The 19,921-nt window shown below is 47.0% G+C and carries 22 protein-coding genes; 16 read left to right on the top strand and 6 right to left on the bottom strand.

Features of this window, described 5'->3' with window-relative positions:
- Positions 1 to 64 precede the first annotated feature (64 nt).
- From LL912_RS06315 to LL912_RS06300, 4 genes are all read left to right on the top strand, one after another.
- Positions 65 to 1,051: an FKBP-type peptidyl-prolyl cis-trans isomerase gene (locus tag LL912_RS06315; protein WP_235552732.1), complete on the top strand. Its 987-nt coding sequence runs from the start codon at positions 65 to 67 to the stop codon at positions 1,049 to 1,051.
- 109 nt (positions 1,052 to 1,160) lie between these two features.
- Positions 1,161 to 2,177 carry an FKBP-type peptidyl-prolyl cis-trans isomerase gene (locus LL912_RS06310; protein ID WP_235552731.1) on the top strand — a complete coding sequence of 339 codons (1,017 nt, stop codon included), beginning with the start codon at positions 1,161 to 1,163 and terminating at the stop codon, positions 2,175 to 2,177.
- A gap of 89 nt (positions 2,178 to 2,266) precedes the next feature.
- On the top strand, positions 2,267 to 2,566 hold the full coding sequence (trxA, locus tag LL912_RS06305; protein ID WP_235552730.1) for a thioredoxin: 300 nt from the start codon (positions 2,267 to 2,269) through the stop codon (positions 2,564 to 2,566).
- A gap of 31 nt (positions 2,567 to 2,597) precedes the next feature.
- A complete protein-coding gene (locus LL912_RS06300) occupies positions 2,598 to 3,443 on the top strand; it encodes a DUF922 domain-containing protein (protein WP_235552729.1) in 846 nt (281 codons plus the stop codon).
- Here LL912_RS06300 and folP read toward each other — a convergent pair whose 3' ends face one another.
- Positions 3,444 to 4,220 carry a dihydropteroate synthase gene (gene folP / locus LL912_RS06295; RefSeq protein WP_235552728.1) on the bottom strand — a complete coding sequence of 259 codons (777 nt, stop codon included), beginning with the start codon at positions 4,218 to 4,220 and terminating at the stop codon, positions 3,444 to 3,446. It lies immediately after the preceding gene.
- Positions 4,221 to 4,372: 152 nt separating this feature from the next.
- Here folP and LL912_RS06290 point away from each other — a divergent pair, with 152 nt between their 5' ends.
- From LL912_RS06290 to LL912_RS06275, 4 genes are read left to right on the top strand one after another with little or no spacing between them, the layout of a single operon-like run.
- Positions 4,373 to 4,936 carry a DUF1599 domain-containing protein gene (locus tag LL912_RS06290; RefSeq protein WP_235552727.1) on the top strand — a complete coding sequence of 188 codons (564 nt, stop codon included), beginning with the start codon at positions 4,373 to 4,375 and terminating at the stop codon, positions 4,934 to 4,936.
- Positions 4,933 to 6,066 carry a BT_3928 family protein gene (locus LL912_RS06285; RefSeq protein WP_235552726.1) on the top strand — a complete coding sequence of 378 codons (1,134 nt, stop codon included), beginning with the start codon at positions 4,933 to 4,935 and terminating at the stop codon, positions 6,064 to 6,066. Before LL912_RS06290 ends, LL912_RS06285 begins: the two co-directional genes overlap by 4 nt.
- A 46-nt stretch (positions 6,067 to 6,112) precedes the next feature.
- Positions 6,113 to 7,159, top strand: a complete 1,047-nt coding sequence (locus tag LL912_RS06280) for an ABC transporter permease (RefSeq protein ID WP_235552725.1) — start codon at positions 6,113 to 6,115, stop codon at positions 7,157 to 7,159.
- A 46-nt stretch (positions 7,160 to 7,205) separates the two neighbouring features.
- Complete coding sequence (locus LL912_RS06275; protein WP_235552724.1) at positions 7,206 to 8,252, top strand: hypothetical protein; 1,047 nt, start codon at positions 7,206 to 7,208, stop codon at positions 8,250 to 8,252.
- Positions 8,253 to 8,331: 79 nt separating this feature from the next.
- On the opposite strand, the gene LL912_RS06270 is transcribed toward LL912_RS06275, so the two are convergent.
- The 3 genes from LL912_RS06270 to recF form a co-directional block, all read right to left on the bottom strand.
- The gene (locus tag LL912_RS06270) at positions 8,332 to 8,613 is read right to left on the bottom strand and encodes a DUF721 domain-containing protein (protein ID WP_235552723.1); all 282 of its coding nucleotides are present in this window, start codon (positions 8,611 to 8,613) and stop codon (positions 8,332 to 8,334) included.
- A 319-nt stretch (positions 8,614 to 8,932) separates the two neighbouring features.
- Positions 8,933 to 10,051 (bottom strand): acyltransferase family protein, encoded by a 1,119-nt coding sequence (locus LL912_RS06265; protein WP_235552722.1) that lies wholly within the window; start codon positions 10,049 to 10,051, stop codon positions 8,933 to 8,935.
- A 63-nt stretch (positions 10,052 to 10,114) separates the two neighbouring features.
- Positions 10,115 to 11,200: a DNA replication/repair protein RecF gene (recF, locus tag LL912_RS06260; RefSeq protein ID WP_235552721.1), complete on the bottom strand. Its 1,086-nt coding sequence runs from the start codon at positions 11,198 to 11,200 to the stop codon at positions 10,115 to 10,117.
- A 253-nt stretch (positions 11,201 to 11,453) separates the two neighbouring features.
- On the opposite strand from recF, the gene pdhA reads away from it, so the two are divergent.
- The 8 genes from pdhA to LL912_RS06220 all read left to right on the top strand — a co-directional run bounded on the left by pdhA (position 11,454) and on the right by LL912_RS06220 (position 17,779).
- Positions 11,454 to 12,449: a pyruvate dehydrogenase (acetyl-transferring) E1 component subunit alpha gene (gene pdhA, locus LL912_RS06255; RefSeq protein WP_235552720.1), complete on the top strand. Its 996-nt coding sequence runs from the start codon at positions 11,454 to 11,456 to the stop codon at positions 12,447 to 12,449.
- A gap of 25 nt (positions 12,450 to 12,474) precedes the next feature.
- Entirely contained in the window at positions 12,475 to 13,173 is a 699-nt protein-coding gene (locus LL912_RS06250; protein ID WP_235552719.1) for a tetratricopeptide repeat protein, read from the top strand.
- Between the two features lie 3 nt (positions 13,174 to 13,176).
- Positions 13,177 to 13,653 carry a 6,7-dimethyl-8-ribityllumazine synthase gene (ribH, locus tag LL912_RS06245; protein ID WP_235552718.1) on the top strand — a complete coding sequence of 159 codons (477 nt, stop codon included), beginning with the start codon at positions 13,177 to 13,179 and terminating at the stop codon, positions 13,651 to 13,653.
- Positions 13,653 to 14,099, top strand: a complete 447-nt coding sequence (locus LL912_RS06240) for a hypothetical protein (RefSeq protein WP_235552717.1) — start codon at positions 13,653 to 13,655, stop codon at positions 14,097 to 14,099. The genes ribH and LL912_RS06240 overlap by 1 nt, the downstream gene beginning before the upstream one ends.
- A gap of 1 nt (position 14,100) precedes the next feature.
- Positions 14,101 to 14,820: a (Fe-S)-binding protein gene (locus LL912_RS06235; RefSeq protein WP_235552716.1), complete on the top strand. Its 720-nt coding sequence runs from the start codon at positions 14,101 to 14,103 to the stop codon at positions 14,818 to 14,820.
- A 306-nt stretch (positions 14,821 to 15,126) separates the two neighbouring features.
- A complete protein-coding gene (locus LL912_RS06230) occupies positions 15,127 to 16,485 on the top strand; it encodes a TrpB-like pyridoxal phosphate-dependent enzyme (RefSeq protein WP_235552715.1) in 1,359 nt (452 codons plus the stop codon).
- Positions 16,486 to 16,622: 137 nt separating this feature from the next.
- Positions 16,623 to 17,036, top strand: coding sequence for a hypothetical protein (locus tag LL912_RS06225; RefSeq protein ID WP_235552714.1), 414 nt, complete (start codon positions 16,623 to 16,625; stop codon positions 17,034 to 17,036).
- A gap of 5 nt (positions 17,037 to 17,041) precedes the next feature.
- Complete coding sequence (locus LL912_RS06220; RefSeq protein ID WP_235552713.1) at positions 17,042 to 17,779, top strand: hypothetical protein; 738 nt, start codon at positions 17,042 to 17,044, stop codon at positions 17,777 to 17,779.
- Between the two features lie 114 nt (positions 17,780 to 17,893).
- Here LL912_RS06220 and LL912_RS06215 read toward each other — a convergent pair whose 3' ends face one another.
- Together LL912_RS06215 and LL912_RS06210 are read right to left on the bottom strand one after the other, a co-directional pair.
- Entirely contained in the window at positions 17,894 to 18,784 is an 891-nt protein-coding gene (locus LL912_RS06215; protein WP_235552712.1) for a DUF72 domain-containing protein, read from the bottom strand.
- 78 nt (positions 18,785 to 18,862) lie between these two features.
- Entirely contained in the window at positions 18,863 to 19,918 is a 1,056-nt protein-coding gene (locus LL912_RS06210) for an NAD(P)/FAD-dependent oxidoreductase (protein ID WP_319941339.1), read from the bottom strand.
- Positions 19,919 to 19,921 lie beyond the last annotated feature (3 nt).

The following is a 19,921-nucleotide window of genomic DNA, read 5'->3' as shown; positions in this document are numbered from 1 at the left end:
GATGTAAAAGTTTTTCATTATATCAAACAAGAAATATCCGAGTCATAAAAACGCAAAAACAAAAATGAAACAACTACAAAAAATCGGGCTATTCCTGTTTGCTGTCTTGGTTTTTACAGCTTGCAAGAATACGGAGTTTAAGACCACATCCAGTGGGCTTAAATATAAAATCTTTGGAAGCGGGGGAAAGGACAGCCTGGCAGAGACCGCTGTTTTAAAGATGAACATGACAGTGAAAGTTAAGGGGCATAAGGATACCGTATTGGCAGATACTTATGGTAAGCTTCCCTTCTTTACAGGGGCACGGCCTTACCAGCCCAATCAGCCGATATATGACCCAGCTGAAGTATTCAAATACCTGAAAAAAGGAGACAGTATGGTGGCCATTGTTTATATCGATTCGGCTATCCGGAAAGGAATGTTGCCGGAGGCGCAAATGCCTCCTTATTTCAAAAAAGGCGACCAAATCATCTATACCTATAAAGTGCTGGATGTATTTTCCAGCGACAGCCTGGCACGTAACGATTATAAGGCCGAAATCGAAAAATTACAAAAGAACGAAGAACTGGCCCTGGAAAAATCGGGTGAAAAAGCAAAACAAACCACAGAAGTAGAAAATTATCTGAAAAGCAAAAACATCAATGCAGTAAAAACACCATTGGGGGCTTTTGTAAAGATAGATAATCCCGGTACTGGTGCGCCGGTGGCAGATAAGAAATTTGTTTCAGTAAAATATACCGGAAAAAAAGTATTGAACGACAGCACTTTTGAAGGTCCGAACTCCTTCACCACGCAGATTGGGGTAAACGGGGCGATACGCGGTTTTGAAGACGGATTAAGGCAGTTCAAACAAGGAGGGAAAGGCGTGATTTATATTCCCGGATTTCTTGCCTACGGAAAAACCCCGCCTCCGGGATCGCCGTTTAAAGAATTTGAACCTTTGTATTTTGAGGTAGAAATTACTGAAGTGAGCGATTCCATGCCTGCGCCTCAAATGCCGCCTGCAGCTGCTCAAAAAATAGCTTCCCCTGGAAAAGAGAAGAAGAAATAATCAGGAGCCGGCCGTCTTTAGGATGAAATCGGGGCGGCTGGTTAATGACAGTAGTTTCCGGTTTTTTAAGCAATGTAACATCTGAATAAAAAATAACACAAAAACAAAAATGAAACAATTAAAAACAATCGGGTTGTGCCTGTTCACAGCAGCTGCGTTTACAGCCTGTAAGAATGCGGATTTTAAAACGACGGCAAGCGGTCTGAAATATAAAATCATCGACGGCGGTAGCAAGGATTCTACAAAAACCGGCGACGTATTGAAGTTCCATGTAATTCAAAAAATTTCAGGCGCAAAGGATACCGTTATGTATAACTCGTATACTACCATGCCGGAGTATATGCCTGTTCAGCAACTGATGCCAGAGCAAACCAACTACAGCCCGCTGGAAGTGCTGCCCAAATTGAAAAAAGGAGACAGCCTTATTGCCATTCTTTTTGTAGATTCTCTTATCAAGAAAGGACAGATACAGGAAGCCCAGATGCCTGCCTTCCTGAAAAAGGGAGACAAAATTACGTTTACCTTTAAGGTGTTGAATGTATTTAAAAATGACAGTCTTGCTATGGCGGACCGTCAGAAAGAGGGAGAAGCCTATCAGAAAAGAGAGGAAGCCAAACAAAAAGCCGTAGTGGATGCATTTGAAAAAGCTGGTGGAAAAGATAAGCAGATCAAGGATATGGAAGCATATCTGAAAAAGAAGAATATTACAGCAGTAAAATCAGCCCTGGGTACGTTTGTTAAAATAGACAATCCCGGCAACGGAGCACAGGTAACCGATGGCAAATTCGTTACGTTGAAGTATACTGGTAAAACAGTAGACGGTGACAAGCCGTTCGATTCCAATACCATGACGGCTCAGGTAGGCTCCGGTGGGGCAATCCCGGGCTTCGAAGACGGTCTGAAACAGTTTAAAGAGGGCGGAAAGGGTGTGATTTATATCCCCGGGTTCCTGGCCTATACACAGGGCGTGCCTCCCGGTGCACCGTTTAAAGCATATGATGGGTTGTATTTTGAAGTGGAAATTACCCATGTGGGAGATGCTCCTCCGCAGCAACAGCAGCCGGTAATGCCGGTACCCCAGGAAGCGCCGAAGGCTGATTCTGCAAAAGCCGGTGGCAAGAAATAACATATTGTATTTGATATTTGAACGGCCATCCCGGAGGATGGCCGTTTTTATATGAAATGATGCGATTGTTCTACTTTTGTAAAAAAAAGATGGCAGCTAATTTTCAAACATTGATCAACGGTGAAAAACCGGTGCTGGTTGATTTTACAGCCACCTGGTGCGGTCCCTGTAAGATGATGAAGCCGGTTTTGGAAGAAGTAAAATCCAACATGGGTGAAAAAGTAACTATTATAAAGGTGGATATCGATCAAAGTCCCCAGGCGGCGGCGTTTTATCACGTGCAAAGTGTACCAACCCTCATATTATTTAAGAAAGGGCAGATCGTTTGGCGGCAAAGCGGGGTGATTCCTGCCACACAACTTACGGGGATCCTCAAATCTGTTGTTTAAGCGCACTGTCTTAATAAAATAAACTAGCTGTATGATACGATACCTGCTAACGGGCCTGTTGTTGTTGTCAGGAGCATGTGCACCCAAAATGGGTAGCCGGATCGTGGCTCCGCAGGCACCCCTGGCTGATACGGCCTTTGTGCTTGTATTAAAAGCAATGGACCGGTTTGAAAATGACGGTGTAAAAGTGGGGAGCATCCGCTCTGCCGACAACGGATTTTCGGTAAATTGTTCTTATTATGAAATCATTGAAAAACTCCGGCAAATGGCGCGCCGGAACGGTGCCAATGTAATAAAGATAACCAGAGACGAGCTCCCGGATAAGAAGAGTACCTGTGAGCGCATTTGGGCCGATATTTACAGGGTGCCGGATTTTAGAAAACATGAGGGGGAGATCTATTGGTCGCCGCAAAGAAAACTGGCCTGGGATGATTTTAAAGGCACCCCATCTGCCACCAGCTATTTTAATTTTGGAGCAGTATCCTCCTGCGATCTAAAAATGGAAACCAATAGCCTCAGCGTTTTCAAAAAGCCGAAATTTTATACGGAGGCGGTGTTCAATTGCTATAAAAGCTGGGTGCGCCCGCGTGCCAGGGGCGATAGCACAACGCTGGCACATGAGCAATGCCATTTTGATATAGCGGAGCTGTACCGCCGGAAATTGCAGCAGCAACTGGAGCAGTCTGGCATAAATGTTCTTGAGCTACAGGAAGCTGTAAAACGCATGAGCAGGGATATCGGAAAACAAATGGCAAAAAGAAATGATGTCTATGACGAAGAAACCGATCACGGCCTGAACCGTCAGCGCCAGCAGGAATGGCAGTTGCTTATTGCTGCGGAACTGGATGCGCTAAAAATGTATGAGCAACACCGGTGATCAGGATTGCTGGTACCGGTCTGTCAGAAGGATGGCTTCCATCGCCTCCCGTACATCGTGCACCCGTAGTATGTTTGCCCCGTTCATAAGTCCGATTGTATGCAGAACAGTGGTGCCGTTCAGGGCATCTTCTGCGGTTGTTCCCAAGGTTCGGTAAATGGTTCCTTTGCGGCTTACACCTAATAGCAGAGGACAGTTAAGCATTGAAAAGTGCCGGAGGTTTTTTAAAAGCGTAAAATTATGGACATTGGTTTTCCCGAAACCGAAGCCGGGGTCAATCACTACATCCCGTACTCCCGCAGTTCTTAGTAATGCCAGCTTTTCAATAAAAAAGTCCAGCAGCTCCAGCGTTACATCTTTATAACGGGGCCGCAGTTGCATGGTATCCGGGCGGCCCTGCATATGCATCAGGATATAGGGCACGTTCAATGCCGCAACGGCAGGGAACATGTTTGGGTCGATGGTTCCGGCACTGATATCATTTATAATGACGGCGCCTGCTGCAACGGCTTCCGTGGCCACGGCGCTGTAAAAGGTATCGATAGAAAGAAGGGCATCGGGGAACGCCTTGTGCAGCGCCGTCACTGCGGGAATCACGGCCCCGGCTTCTTCCTGCGCGGATAAGGTAATGCTGCCCGGGCGGGTGCTTTGGCCACCGATGTCAAGGATCGCTGCACCGGCCTTCAACATCTTTTCTGCAGTGTGTAATAAAGACTCATTTACTGCGTGCCGGCTCGGCGCATAAAAAGAATCATGGGCCACATTTAAAATGCCCATTACAACTGGCTTTTGAAGCGAAAGTAAGTTTCCCCGGCAATTAAGCGTAAACATCCCGATTTGTTTGTTATTTTTGAGCGTAAAGATAAGCTGTTGTTGCTGGTTTAAAGCCAGCATCGCCAGGCGATTTAAAGTTTGAGGAAATACCGTTTATGAATAAAACAAATGCACAATACGAGCGTGTAATCAGTGAATGCAGGGATGTATTTTTAAAAAAGAACAAAGATTATGGAACCGCCTGGCGGGTGCTCCGTACCATTTCAATCGTAGACCAGATCTATATCAAAGCCCAGCGTATCCGTACCATACAGGACCTGAAACAGCAAAAAGTAGCCGATGATATAGCGGGCGAGTTTAAGGGGATCATTAATTATGGCGTGATTGGGCTGATACAACTGGAATTGCCCAAAGAGGCGCCGGCAGACCTCCCCGAAACAACCGTACAAACTTATTACGACCAGTATACGGGTGCCGCCCAAAAGCTGATGCAGGATAAAAACCACGACTATGGCGAAGCCTGGCGGAGCATGAGCCAGGAAAGTTTTGTAGACCTGATCCTGATGAAGTTACAGCGTATACGGCAGATCCTCGACAACGATCAGAAAACGCTGATCAGTGAGGGGATCGACGCCAACTACAATGATATTATTAACTATGCTGTTTTTGCATTGATTTTACAGGAGGAAGCAAACGGCAAAAAACGGGAAACAGCATGAAAATACTGGTGGCAATTGTACGGGTCATTGTAGGAGTTCTGTTCATTTTTTCGGGTCTTATCAAAGCAAATGACCCGATTGGACTCAGTTACAAAATGCAGGAGTTCTTTGAACTTTGGAGAATGAGTGCACTGAACGGTATTACCCTCACCCTTTCCGTACTTATGATCGCATTCGAGATCATTGCCGGGGCTGCGTTGTTGCTGGGATGGAAAAAGAAACCGGTTGCCTGGCTCTTGTTGCTGCTGATCGTTTTTTTTACTTTTTTAACCGGCTATGCCCATTTCTCAGGCAAGTTTACAAACTGCGGCTGTTTTGGGGATTGTATTCCCATTACATCAAAAACCTCTTTTATAAAAGACCTGGTGCTACTGGTGCTGATCCTTTTTCTCTTTATAAACCTCCGCTATGTACAGCCGGTTTTTTCAGCAAGGACTACTGCGGTGCTGATGGTGATGATCACCGGGTTTTCTTTCGCAGGTCAATGGTATACGTTGAAATACCTGCCGGTGCTGGACTGCCTGCCTTTTAAGAAAGGAAGTTTTATTCCCGATAAGCTAAAGATTCCGGCCAATGCGATTCCGGACAGTACGGAGATCGTATTTGTATATGAAAAAGACGGTAAAAAAGTTGAGTTCAACGCGGAACAATTCCCGGCAGATTTCAATGACAGCACGTATAAGTTTATTAACCGTTATGATAAATTGATCAAGGCCGGGTCAAACAATATTCCGGAAATCCGGGGATTTGATTTTGCAGATGCCACTGGTAATAATGTTACGCAGCAGCTTCTGGGAGCCGAATATGTCCTGCTGCTGTTTCATGAAGATATGTCGCACCCGGTAAACGACTGGAAGCGTGGATTTGAGCCCATCTATCAGAAGGCCCGTGCGCAGGGAATACCAATGTATATCATCAGCAGTACAGCCATACCGGTAAAACAGTCGATTGCCGGCGCTTCGTTCAAAGACCTGGAAGTACTGGCCGGCGACCGGGTAATGATTCGTATGGCGGCAAGAACCAATCCTACAATATACCTGTTGAAAAAGGGGACGGTTGCAGGGAAATGGAGCTATAAAAATTTTAATGATGCCTTACAGGAACTGGAAAGGATAGCAACGGTGCATTAATATCGGGTAATAAATAACACCATCGGTTGAGTAAGCAGTTTTCTTTATGCTAGGATACATTATTAGAAAAGCAATATATGGCCTGCTGGTTATGGCAGGGGTGGTACTGCTGGTGTTTTTTTTATTCCAGGGCTTTGGCGACCCTTCCCGTTTGATAATGGGGCAGAGTGGTGATCAGAAAACGCAGGAAAATATCCGCAGGGAGTTGTATCTCGATCAACCGAAATGGAGGCAGTTCCTGCTGTATGTAAACGATGTATCGCCGCTGGCCATACATAGCCGGGAGGAGATCGCATCCAAGCAGCTAAAAGGTTTTTTTATCGGCGGAGCAACCAAGCTCGCCTTTAAAGTGCCTTACCTGCGCCGGTCTTATCAAACCAAAAGAGCGGTAACCAGTGTCCTGATGGAAGCACTGCCCGGAACCCTGATGCTGACGCTGGCTGCCATGGCGCTGGCAGTGGTGGTTGGTATTCCTTTAGGCGTGGTTGCAGCTGTGCGGCAAAATTCCTGGCTGGACACCAGTGCTATTTTTTCCAGCATTGTAGGCATTTCGGCGCCCTCCTTTTTTATGGGTATCATCATTGCCTATGTTTTTGGTTTTGTACTTACGAAATATACAGGCCTCCACATTACCGGTAATTGGTTCGATATCGACCCCGTAACGGGCAAGCGGGTGCTTACGTTAAAGAACCTGATCCTGCCGGCCATCACACTGGGCATCCGCCCGCTGGCCATTATTACCCAGCTTACCAGGAGCGCGATGCTGGATGTGCTGGATCAGGACTATATCCGCACTGCTTATGCCAAAGGGCTGCGCAAACAAACGGTAATATGGAAGCATGGATTGAAAAATGCACTGAACCCTGTGATCACCGCCGTTACCGGCTGGTTTGCAGAATTACTTGCCGGCGCTTTTTTTGTAGAATATATTTTTGGCTGGCAGGGAATCGGTAAAGTAACAGTGGATGCATTGGAGAAGCTCGATTATCCGGTAGTAATGGGCTCTGTCCTTATCTCGGCAGCCTTCTTTGTGATCATGAATATTGTTGCGGACATCCTGTATGGGGTGTTTGATCCAAGGGTACGGATTTAAGTTATAAACGGGGGATGGATTTTATTGCATATGCTTAAAGATTGATATGAAACAATACGGTTTACTACTGCTTGTGACCGCCCTGTTGGGTGGAACAGTTGCTGCCCAGGAAGATACTTCAAAAACGGCGCTCCGGAAAAAGTATGAAAATTCCGATATCCATAAAGAACTGAAGAAAAAAATGGCTACGGATCGCAGTTATCCGGACAGTATTATATTGGCGCCGCTACATTTCATCAATACGACCATTACCATGGATACGCCTGCGGTATTCTTTGAGCGTTTTTCTTTGGATGTGCATATCAAAACACGCATACCCGATGACTACCGTTTTTACATTTCGCCATTTAACGGTACATTAAACCGGATGCAGTTCTATGGAGGCATACAGACGGCGTCCGATGGAAGGCCGATCGGCGGCGGCAGCAGTCAGGGTATCGGCCGGGGCGGTATCTTTTCCCGCTGGATGGAACGGAACCGCAATGCATTAAAAACAAACGGGTACTATGCCAGCAGCGATGCTGAGGGGGATTTCATCAGTGTGCGCAATAAGGTAAAATGGGACAAAGGGAATTACCGCCTCACCTTATATAAATCGGGCTATGTGCCCGGGAAGCCGGTGCCGGATTCCTTTTCATCGAAGGCGATTATTTTTTCCTGGGGCGAGTATGAACATAGCTGGGTGACTATGGAAGTAGAAGATTTAGACAGGCATGAAAAATTTGTTATCGGCTCCCTGGCTTTTCCGGGAAAGCACCTGCGGTTTGGCAGCTGGGAGGGTATCTTCCTGGAGCAATACGGAACAGTAATAAATTTTGCGGAGCAAAAACCGGCGATCGGAGGAAGGATCACCAACTACAAAGAGCTGCCGGTAGTGCGTCTCAGCATTAGCAATATTCAAATGAACGGAAAACAGATCCATCCGCTGAAAGTGCAAACCTATCATAACCGTACACATCACCCGGAACAGTCAAAGATACCCATGCCGCTTCCACTGTTGTCCCAATCGTCGTATAATGCCAAAACAGGAGTGCTTGAATATGAGGTGGGCGCCTTTCAAAGCTGGCAAACACCGTCCACACCTGATCTTTAAAGAGGGGATTCGAGATTCAGATTCCAGATTTGAGACTTGAGATTCGAGATTTGGACTTTAGGGCATAGAATTTTAAACACTATTTAACAATGATCTCCCTGATTACCTTTTGTCCCAGCGCTTCATTTACGCGTTGAATGATTTTTTCCCGTTGATAGATCAGTTCGTTCTTAAGTGGGGCAACGGTTGTGGAAATGATTAGCTTATCGCCAAAGATCTGCAGTTTGTCCGTGTATCGGGCCACCGTTTTGCCCATGATCTCTTCCCAAACCCCATCGATGCGCAGGGCCTGTATATCGCCTTTAAGACGGCTTTTATTCAAAAATTCATTCAGTGCTTCGCCTAAAGAATATTCTGCCACGGTTGATCTGTTTCTGCAAAGGTAGCCTTTTAAAGGAAGGATTCCATACGGATTCTTCGCACGCGGCGGTTCAATGATCACCGCAATGCACAATGGGATCGCAAGGACGCCAGGTATGCTGCCGATAAGTATTTAAAAATCTTTCATTCATTTCATGTGCGTTCTCTGCGGTTTAATTATTGGCACAATACACGTAAGGGGCTGCAAGGGCAAAGAGCCCGGACATATGCCTTAACGACTTTCATCGCCTTTGCGGATGCCTTGCGTCCATAGCGGTTTAATAATCCCCCACAAGATGCGTCAGGAACCCCGCATGGTTTTAAAGCCGGATAAATATTTTTCTTTTATAAAGTACATATCCCATCAGCCAGCAACAAAGCATGAAGCTTACGGACCATAGCAGGGAGGGAACGGGGCCGGTTCCAAGCTGTCCCCAGGTAACCGAATAAAGGGCCTTGAAAAGCGGCTGCTGGTCTGCTGTATAAAAACTGGAAAGCAGTATCGGGATCACTTCGCTGAATAAATAAATAAACAATGCATTTTTACCAAATACTTCAAAAAAATGAACACCGGTCCGGTTGCCCCTGAAGTCAATGAAATACAGAATGGTGGTCAGTATCAGGCAATCAAGGCCCGTTGTAAGGCATGCAAAGCTGCTCGTCCATAGCTTTTTATTAATTGGGAAAACAAGATTCCATAGATACCCCGCAGACAGGAGCAGGAACCCCGCAATGGCCAGTAAGGCCAGCATTTCAAAACTCCGGGGATTCTTTTTTATATGGGCACCTGCAAAGTACCCGATCAGCACATTGACAATCGCCGGCAGGGTGCTGAGCAGTCCTTCGGGATCAAACGCATTTTCCGGTCCTTTTTTGTACAGGTGTGGTGGTGTTAATGTGAGGATATCCAGTTTGGTAGTGGCTGCACCATTGAGGGTATAGTCTCCAAAAATTGCTGCCAGGAGCCAGTATCCCAATAGCAGTCCCGCTGCAGTAATAAGGACGGTTCTGCGGGACGCAAAATAAATGATCAGGGCGCCGATCCCGTAGCAAAGCGCAATGCGCTGCAGTACGCCAAAGATCCGGGTTTCGCCAATAGGAAAGGGATGCAGATGGTTCTGCGGATCTATTTTTACAAAAGGCAGCCAATACATCAGGTAACCGATCAAAAACAGAAGCAACGTACGTTTAAGTATTTTGAGGACCACGGTTTGCCGGGGTTGTAATTCCCATTTTGAGGTTGAAAAGCTAATGGCATTACCTACTGCAAATAAAAAGGAGGGAAACACGAGGTCGGTTAATGTAAACCCGTTCCATTGCGCATGCCGCAACTCATGAAAGGGATTGGGGCCGCCGGTATTGACGATGATCATAAAACAGATCGTAAGGCCCCGGAACACATCAAGGGCAAGAAAACGCGCGGGCGCAGGCTGGTTCATACAAAATGGATTGATGGAGACTGATAATGCATTAAAATTAGTGCGAAATGGAATGCGTGCCAATTAAAGTTCCACCAGGTGCACCTCCACACCAATGGCCTGCATGTGTTGCAGCACCCGTTCCTTATTGGTATCCGTAATAAAAACCTGACCGTCCTTTTCCACGCATACCTGAGCCAGGAGGCTGCTGATCCGGTCTTCATCCAGTTTTTCAAAAACGTCATCCAGTAACAGGAGCGGAGTAAATTTTTTTTCTGCAGCCAGTACTTCCAGTTCCGTAAGTTTTAAGGCAAAAAGCAGGCTCTTCCGTTGCCCTTGTGAGGCAATATTTTTAAAGGGCTGGTTGCCGAGCTGCAGGGTGATGTCGTCGCGGTGGATGCCCAGGGTGGTGCGCTGCAGCGCCAGGTCCTTTTGCCGGGCCGCTTTCAGCAGTTCGTCAAAACCGGCTTCCAGCAGGCGGCTTTCATACAGGAGCGAGAGGTGTTCTTCCCGTTGTGCAATTTCGGTGTACATCCGTTTTACGCGGGGCAGGAAAGCCACCATGGCATCGCGTCTTTTGTTAAAGATAAAATTTCCAGCCGGTACCAGTTGTTCATCCAGCACGGAAAGCAGGGATTCATCCAGCGATCCCTGTTCGGCGGCGGTCTTCAAAAAGCTATTGCGCTGTTGCAATACTCTGTTGTAAAAGATCAGCCGCTTCAGGTATTCCGGATCCAGCTGCGAAAGCAGGGCATCTATAAAGCCCCGCCGCTCTTCACTGCCACCGGTGATAAGCACCGCATCGTCGGGCGCAATAATAACGCAGGGATAGCGGCCGATGTGCTTTGAAAATTTATCATACAGCTCCCCGTTTACAGAAAACTCCTTTTTGCCCGTTTCGCGGAGAATACAGGCCGCACTTTCAGTATGTCCGTTTTGTTCAAATACGCCATCGATCCGAAAGCCCCGGGCACCTTGCTGCACATTCACAGCGTCGGTACCGCTGAAATAACTTTTGGTAAAACAGAGATAATGGATCGCATCCAGGATGTTGGTTTTTCCCACACCGTTTTTCCCACAAATCGCGATCACCTTTTTTGGAAAAAGGAAACTCCGGTTGGTGTAATTTTTAAACTGGAGCAATGATATGGAATTAAGCTGGAACGACATAGCTGCGGTCTGCAGGCTAAATTACTAATTGTCATGTTATTGACCGTATAATTTTCAAGAAAATCAGGCGGCTGCGGGTGTCCCTGCCGGGCTTGTGCTGCAGCGCAAGTGTGCGACGCAAAGGCAGATGCCACCAGTACCCCGGCCAGGAAACAAAAAACAAAGCACCCCCGTATAAAAAAAGGTTTAAGGGCATTACAAGAGGGTATAAATCAGAAATTTTCCCTTACATTTGCTACTCAAATTTTTAGCCGTGGCAACAAAATTTTCAAAAGAAACCTACCTGTACTGGTACGAATTGATGCAGCTGATCCGCACGTTTGAGCTTACAGCGGAAGAAAAGTATAAGATGGAGGGAAAGATCCGTGGTTTTTTTCATGCCTACGTAGGGCAGGAGGCCATTGCCGCGGGTTGTATGACCGCCACGAAGCCGGAGGATATTTTTATTACGGCCTATCGTGATCACGGATTGGCCATCGCCAAAGGCGTTTCAGTAGATAGCTGTATGGCAGAGTTGTACGGAAAAGCTACCGGTTGCGCGAAAGGAAAGGGAGGCAGTATGCACTTCTTTGGTAAAGAGCAGCATTTTTATGGGGGCCACGGGATCGTAGGCGCGCAGATCGGTACCGGTACCGGCCTGGCTTTTGCCGAGAATTACAAGGGTACCGATAATGTGGTGCTCTGCTTCTTTGGAGACGGTGCCGCACGCCAGGGGATTTTGCACGAGTCCTTTAACCTGGCCATGTTATGGAAGTTGCCTGTAATTTACATTTGTGAGAACAACAATTATGCGATGGGGACTTCCGTGGAGCGGACTTCCAATATCCATGATATCTATAAACTGGGTGCTGCTTACGAAATGCCTTCCGAAGTAGTGGACGGCATGAATCCGGAAACGGTACATGATGCTGTAGCCAAAGCTGTAAAACGGGCGCGTGAAAAAGGCGGACCTACCTTACTGGAAATTAAAACCTACCGGTACAAAGGGCACTCCATCAGCGATCCCCAGAAATACCGTACCAAGGATGAGGTGGATGAGTACAAGTCAAAAGATCCGATCAACCTGTTGCGGAAAAATATCCTGGATACCAAGCTGGCAACCGAAGCGCAGGTAAAAGAAATCGATACCCGTTGCGACGAGGTGGTAGCGGCCTCTGTGGTATTTGCCGAAGAAAGCCCGTTCCCGTCCGATGATGAGGTATTAAAGGACGTATATATGGATCAGCACTATCCGTTCATTGTAGATTAAAACTAACTAAATAATATATATCAAAATGACAGATAAGCGAAATAATGAAGCTGTAAACGAGCACGTTGCGGATTCAAACGCTGTTGATAATTTAAGGGTGTTCTGGCTGAAGAACAGTAAAAAAATTGCTGCTATCCTTGGGGTGATCGTGGTTTTGGGAGGCGGGTATATGCTTTATAAGACCTTTGTGCAGAAACCCAAGATTGAAGAAGCGCTGGATAAAAGCTTTAAAGCAGAAGAGTATTTTAAAAAGGATTCATTTAATCTTGCCCTCAATGGCGATGGTGTGAATCCCGGCTTTATAGCGATCTCAAAAAAATACAGCGGTACACCCACTGGTAACCTGGCCAATTTTTATGCGGGTGTATGTTATGTAAAACTGAATCAGAATGACAAGGCGGTGAGCTTTCTGAAAGATTTCAAAACGGATTCAAAACAGATCCAGCAACGGGCCTATAAATTATTAGGTGATGCTTATGGCGATATGGGCAAAGGTGCCGAAGCCCTGGAAAATTATAAAAAAGCCGCAAAAGAGTTTGAGGCTGATCAGATCGCCAGCGCCGATGCCTTGTTTAGCGCAGCATACCTGGCGCAGCATGTTCTCAATAAAAAGGAAGAGGCGATTGGTCTTTACAAAGAATTAAAAGAAAAATATCCGCGCACCCAGCCTGGATTTGATGCAGATAAGTATCTGGCCCAGCTAGGTGTTTATAACGTAAACTAAAAAATGGCAACACAAGGAAACAGTTCTTTATATCATATTGACACAGGCATTCTGAAAGAGAATGCCTGTGTTATTTTAGTGAAAACAGAATGGAATGCAGCCATCGTAGATGCATTGGAGGATGGTTGTAAAAGAATTTTTGACCAGTATAAGATCCGGTACCAGACGCTGGTAGTGCCCGGCGCTGTGGAGCTGCCCTTTGCCATAAAACGGCACTGGGAGCGTACCAAAGACGGCGCGGCTCCCGACGCATTTATTGCCCTGGGTTGTGTGATCAAAGGCGATACTCCCCATTTTGATTATGTGTGTGATTCCGTAACACAAGGAGTATTACAATTAAATCTGATGCTGCCGGTACCTACCATTTTTGGAGTGTTGACGGTTAATACCGAAGAACAGGCCCGGGAGCGGATTGGGGGGGCACATGGACATAAAGGTGAGGAGGCTGCCATTACAGCGCTGAAAATGATTCATTCCTGATGGTTTCCCGGCGTTTCTTTTATGGTTTGCCGGTGATATTGTTAGTGACGGCTTCCTGCAATGGATCTGGCCCGGAAAAGGAGTCGGCGGGTATCGATTCCATGGTTAGCCGCAGCATTCCGCTGGCAGATACCCCGGTTGCTGCTCCCCCCATCGGTCATGCCACAGAAGCCGGGGTGATCGACAGCCTGAGAAAGATTCCCTTCGTTGCGGAAAGCCATCGGTATATCGATTCGTTTACTCATCATAAACAGGGCATTGCGTTTTTAATAGATACGGTTTCTGATAAAGAAGTTAACTTTAGAGCCGGATATAATGGTGATCTTCGTTTTGAGACCTATTATTTTTTCATTGTGAATCCGCAAACCTTCGGGATAAAGATAATGGACCCGGTTAGCGGCGATCAGCTGACGATCGCCGAATATCAAAAAGCTCAACAGCAATAAAATGAATGTACAGATTTTTATACCCTGTTTTGTAGATCAGCTTTACCCGGATACCGGCTTTAACATGATAAAAGTGTTGGAGAAATTCGGGTGTTCCGTCAGTTATAATGCCAACCAGACCTGTTGCGGACAACCGGCCTTTAATGCAGGGTTCCGGGAGGAATCAAAAGCGGTTTGCTCTAAATTCCTGAATGATTTTAAAGGCAGCGATTATATTGTGGCGCCCAGTGCCAGTTGCGTAGGGTTTGTACGCAATTATTATCCAACCCTTTTTGATAATTCCTCCGTGCACAATGAAGTCAAAGCCCTGGGAGCAAGAATCTACGAATTTTCTGAGTTCCTGGTCCATGTACTGAAGGTGACGGATACCGGTGCTACTCTCAGCGGCAACGCTACCTATCATGACAGCTGCGCCGGTTTACGTGAATGCAGGATCAAATCCGAGCCACGGGCGCTCCTGGCCAATGTGCGGGGCTTAATATTAAACGAATTGAAAGATGTGGAAACCTGCTGTGGTTTCGGGGGGACCTTTGCTGTAAAATTCCCGTCCATCTCCATTAATATGGGCGAACAAAAAGTTGAAAATGCCATTGCCACCGGTGCCGATTACCTGATCAGCACCGACCTTTCCTGCCTGATGCATTTGCAGGGATATATCGATCATAAAAAATACTCCATTAAAACCATGCACCTGGCCGATGTGCTGGCCAGCGGTTGGTAGCGGCCGTCCGTTTACGGTTTAAATTGCCACAAAAGAACACAAGAATGTATATGAGGGAAGTTTAGGCAGACTATTGCTTTGCCATGCCTGTTCCATTTTGTATAGAGAAAAGATTGCTTGCCTTATAGTAAACCTGCATGTTGGTAATGTCCCCGGGTCTCCTTGTGATCAGGTTGTTGAATAAATAGGGGAACGTTATCCATCAGGTTCTGATGAAATAGTGATTTTTTAACCACGAATTGTTTAAATAACAGAACTAACTTATATTAGTCTTTCATAATTCAACCAAAAAATAAATATAATTTAATGGAAAAGAAAATCCTTCTGAATGAAAAAGATATGCCCACCCAGTGGTATAATATAGTGGCAGATATGCCCAATAAACCATTACCGCCGCTGCATCCGGGCACGAAGCAACCGATTAGCGGGGAAGATCTGGCCCCGTTATTTCCGATGGACCTGATCCAGCAGGAAGTATCTGCAGAGCGGTATATTGATATACCGGAGGAAGTGCAGGAAGCCTACCGCATCTGGCGTCCGACTCCATTGATCCGCGCAACGGAGCTGGAAAAAGCATTGAAGACGGATTGTAAGATCTATTATAAGTATGAAGGCACCAGTCCCAGCGGCTCACACAAGCCCAACACAGCCATCCCGCAGGCTTATTATAATAAGAAGGCCGGGGTGAAACGGATCATTACTGAAACCGGTGCCGGGCAATGGGGAACGGCCTTAAGTTTTGCCTGTGCCCATTTCGGGATCGATTGCGAAGTGTATATGGTACGCATCAGTTTTAACCAGAAGCCTTACCGGAAAATATTGATGAATACATTTGGCGCCAAAGTATATGCTTCACCCAGCACCAATACACAGGCCGGAAGAAATGCGCTGGAGGTCAACCCCGATACGCCGGGCAGCCTGGGACTGGCCATCTCGGAAGCCATTGAGATTGCCGCTGGCGATGAGGATACCAAGTACGCGCTGGGATCGGTGCTGAACCATGTATTGCTGCACCAGACGATCATTGGCCAGGAGGCTAAAAAGCAACTGGAATATACGGGCGACTATCCGGATGTGATCATCGCACCATTGGGCGGAGGGTCTAATTTTGCGGGTTTGTCCTTCCCCTTTGTAAAGGATAAGATCGAGGGGAAACAGGTGCGCTGCGTGGCCGTGGAGCCGGCTTCCTGTCCCAAGCTGACCAAGGGGAAATTTATGTACGATTTTGGAGATACGCAGGGTTATACACCGTTGTTACCGATGTTTACATTAGGACATACGTTTACCCCGGCTGCCATACATGCAGGAGGGCTGCGGTACCATGGCGCCAGCGTATTGTGCAGTCAACTGCTGAAAGACGGTTTGATCGAAGCCAATGCCATTCAGCAGCTGGAATGCTTTGAAGCTGGCGTGCTGTTTGCAAAAGCAGAAGGCATTGTGCCGGCTCCGGAAGCGAACCATGGAATTGCGCAGGTGATCCGTGAGGTAAACAGGGCACGTGAGGAAGGCGTACAAAAAACCATCCTGTTTAACCTTTGCGGACATGGTTTTGTAGACATGGCGGCTTACCAGGATTATTTTGACGGCAAGTTGGTGAATCATTCATTTACTGATGAAGAACTGACGGTTGCACTGAAAGATATTGAAGTACTGCAGCCGCAATAATTTATGATCCGCTTGGATATGGAGGCCCAGCAGCACCGCGTAATAAACCGGGCTGTTTTGGGCCTCTTTTGTTTTAAGGGTTACCTGCAGGCGGTTCCTGTATTAAGAATCGTACTGCTGTTGTGAAACCGTAAAAAATGAAAAAGAAAACCATTAGCCGGCTGTTGCCTGCAGCCATTTTCCTGACTGGAATCGTGATGCTGACAAGCTGTGATCATGCCCAGGTGTTGATTGTACAGGCTGGGGGCGAAAGCAACAATTCTATAACCCTCTATGGCAACAGGGAGATGAAAGGAAGAGGGGCCTCCGCCGGGCCGAAAAAGGTAGTGGTGCGGACCCCTCGGAACGATACCACCCGCAGAACCTTTTATTTTGATATGGGGAGTTGGAGCGACACAGACCTGGACCGGCTGGCCGGTAATATTGATTCCATTGTCATTACCAACAGCAATGGTACAGAACGATTGAAAGAAAAGGACGCTTTAAAGGCCTATCTTCGGGAGCACCGTAGAGGGGTGGTTCACAGCGAGCTGCTGCTTGCGGCAAAATAAAAAGGATGAAATATTATTGGCCGCTTATTTGGATAATGCCGGGGCTGTTATCCTGCACAGAAGTAACCGATGGAAAAGTTTCGCGTTCCCCCCATGCTGCTTCGGGCACCATGCCCGCCGGCCCGCCGGTAGATAAAAACCGTACCAACAGCAAGACGCTGGCCTGTACATTTACCGGGTACAATGATGACGGGGATTATACACAGCTGAGCTGCAGGAATGGAGAAGACCATTACTATTTTATAAATGACAGGAACGAAGACCGGAGCCTGCTGCGGGGTGATCAGATACGCGTGCAGTGGAAGGAGGATACCATTTATATAGCCGGCGATGGCGAGCGGCCGGAACTGGCGAAATGGGTAATGGCCGTGCGGAAAATAAAAGACGGTGCCGTTTCCCTGTTTCGTGAAAAATATAAAAAGGAGCTTACGTACTGGTGGGCAGGCAATGATGAGTATAGTGACGATTATAAGAAGAAGCTTTACCGGATGGTGGAATACTATCTTGCCGGCGCAGAAAATAAGCTGCTTCAGCTGGCAACAGAAGGAAATGAAGACATTGGTTTTTCAATTGAAGAGCAGGAGCGGGAACAGCGGCAATATACGGTACTGGGATTGTCTGTGAGTCCTGGGAATCATTCAGCAGGACCCATTCAATGGTTGTATTATGACCGGGAGCAGGAACAGCTCTACGCATATGATTTGCCCAATGACCGGCTGGTACTGTTTGATCCGGGGTATTGACAGAAGCCTCCTGTTGCGTTATTTTTGATTGCCACAGAAGCCAGATCTTTTGATGTGCTCTTCAGCAAGTGTCTTCAGTGTTTCTGCGTTTCAGTGGCAAGGCTCCGGCTATAATTAAAACAAAGCACCTTGCTCTCCGGCTTTATCGGGTATCTTTAATGAAAGGTCAAAGCTTTGGTTCATAGCCCGGATGAAATGTGCGGCAAGCAGCGGCGATTCCAGTTCTACATTCTGATGCACAAAAAAGTACAATTGCTGCAGTCCTTCCTTCCTCCATTTTTTGATCCGTTCGACCCAGTCGTCCAAACGTATAACATCAGTAGGATGGTTGGCGCCAACATACCGCACAAAAGCCGTGGGCGCTGTCAGCCGCATATGCAGCATATCCCGGCGGCCGGCAGTGTCTACAATGATATGCGCCATGCCCAGTTTTTCCAGGAGCAGGCAATACCGGTGATGGATCCCGCGATCGGAAAACCATTCTTCATTCCGGACTTCCACAGCTAAAGGAATGCCCTTGGGAAATTGCTCCAGTACTTTTTGTATCCGGTCAAAATGCTCCGGTTTAAAATGATCATGCAATTGGAGAAATGCCATACCCAGCCGGTCTTCAAAATTGCTGATGGCATCGCAAAATACTTCAATCTCCTGCTTCACATCAATCAGTCGTTTATAATGGCTGATCGTATTGGTGAGTTTAGGAAAAAATTTGAATCCCTGCGGTGTCTTATTCTTCCAGGTTTCCACCTGCTTCGAATCAGGCATTTTATAAAAAGTAGCATTCAGTTCAATGGCATTGAACTGGGTTGCATAGTACTTTAATTCATCCTTTACACCCCGCGGATAAAAACCTTTCAGGTCGGTCCGGTTCCACTTGGCGCAGCCGGTAAATACTTCAAACGCTTCCTGCTTTTTAGCAGCACCAAGAACCCTTGCAGTTTCGGGATGATCTCCGGGGAGGGTAAAATCAACAGCTCCGGGATTGCTTACTTGTCCGAACTTCATTTTTGTGGGAAAGATAATTGATTATTCCTTATTGTTCACAATGGGAGCGTACATAAAGACAAATGATTGCGGAAGTGATCAGGGCATCATTTCGGCAATCTTTTTTCCCGCAGCAGGAGCCAGGGCTACCCCCATACCACTCATCCGGAGCGCACAAAATGAACGATCGGTAAGCTGTTCCACTATAGGATACTTTTCTTTGCCCATAGCCATAATGCCGGCCCAGCGGTGTGTGATCTGCGGCCGTTCCCCGGGCAGGATCACATTGGATAAGAAGGCCTCCAATGCCTGTTGTATTGGCAGGGTGGTAAACGGTTCCAGGGTATATTCCGCCTGAAAGGAAGTATTGCGCGCTCCGCCCAGCAAAATACGGTTGCCCAGGTTGCGGAAATAATAGTATCCTTCCTGGTAATGAAACGTGCCGTTAAATTTTAAGCCGGGAACCGGCTCGGTAAGCAATACCTGGCCTCTCGCGGGCACCAGGTCCATTTCCGGCAGGAACCGATTGCTAAAGGCATTCGTACAGTAAACGATCCGCTCTGCATGAAGCCCCGGCCCCTTTGCCAGAAAAAGCTTTACGCCCTGCGGGCGTTCTTCCACTTCACGCACTTCGGTAGCAAACAAGAAACGGATCTGCATTTTGCCGGCGAGCTGGTGCAGGGCGTTTAAAAGTTTGCCGGGGTGCAGGCAACCCTCAAAACGGTTTTCAACCAGGTGGGCTGTATGTGCAAATCCAAAAACCGGTATCAGCTCATCCTGCTGGCAAAAAGTTTGAGGTGCGCCGGTAAGCTCGTAAAGCCACTCATTTAGCGTAGAAAGCCGCTCCAGGTATTGCGGATTGTCGAGCAATTCGTATCCCTTACAAATCGAAAAGTCAATCAGGCCATTTGCAAAGATCTTTTGTATGATCCGCAGACCTTCAAAGCGCATGGTTAACAACTGCAGCGCTTTCTCTTTTCCCATAACAGCTACATCGGATAGAATTTCCGTGGGACTGCCAAAACAGGCAAACCCCGCATTGCGTGCCGAAGCTCCCGCAGGCGTTACACCCCGTTCCACTACTAAAATATTTTTAGAGGGAAATTTTTGTCGCAGGTAAATGGCCGTCCACAGCCCTGTGAAACCAGCCCCGATAAT

The organism is Niabella agricola (genome assembly GCF_021538615.1).
Taxonomy (GTDB): domain Bacteria; phylum Bacteroidota; class Bacteroidia; order Chitinophagales; family Chitinophagaceae; genus Niabella; species Niabella agricola.
The sequence above is the reverse complement of the archived record's forward strand: the minus strand, read 5'-3'. Positions and strand labels throughout refer to the sequence as shown.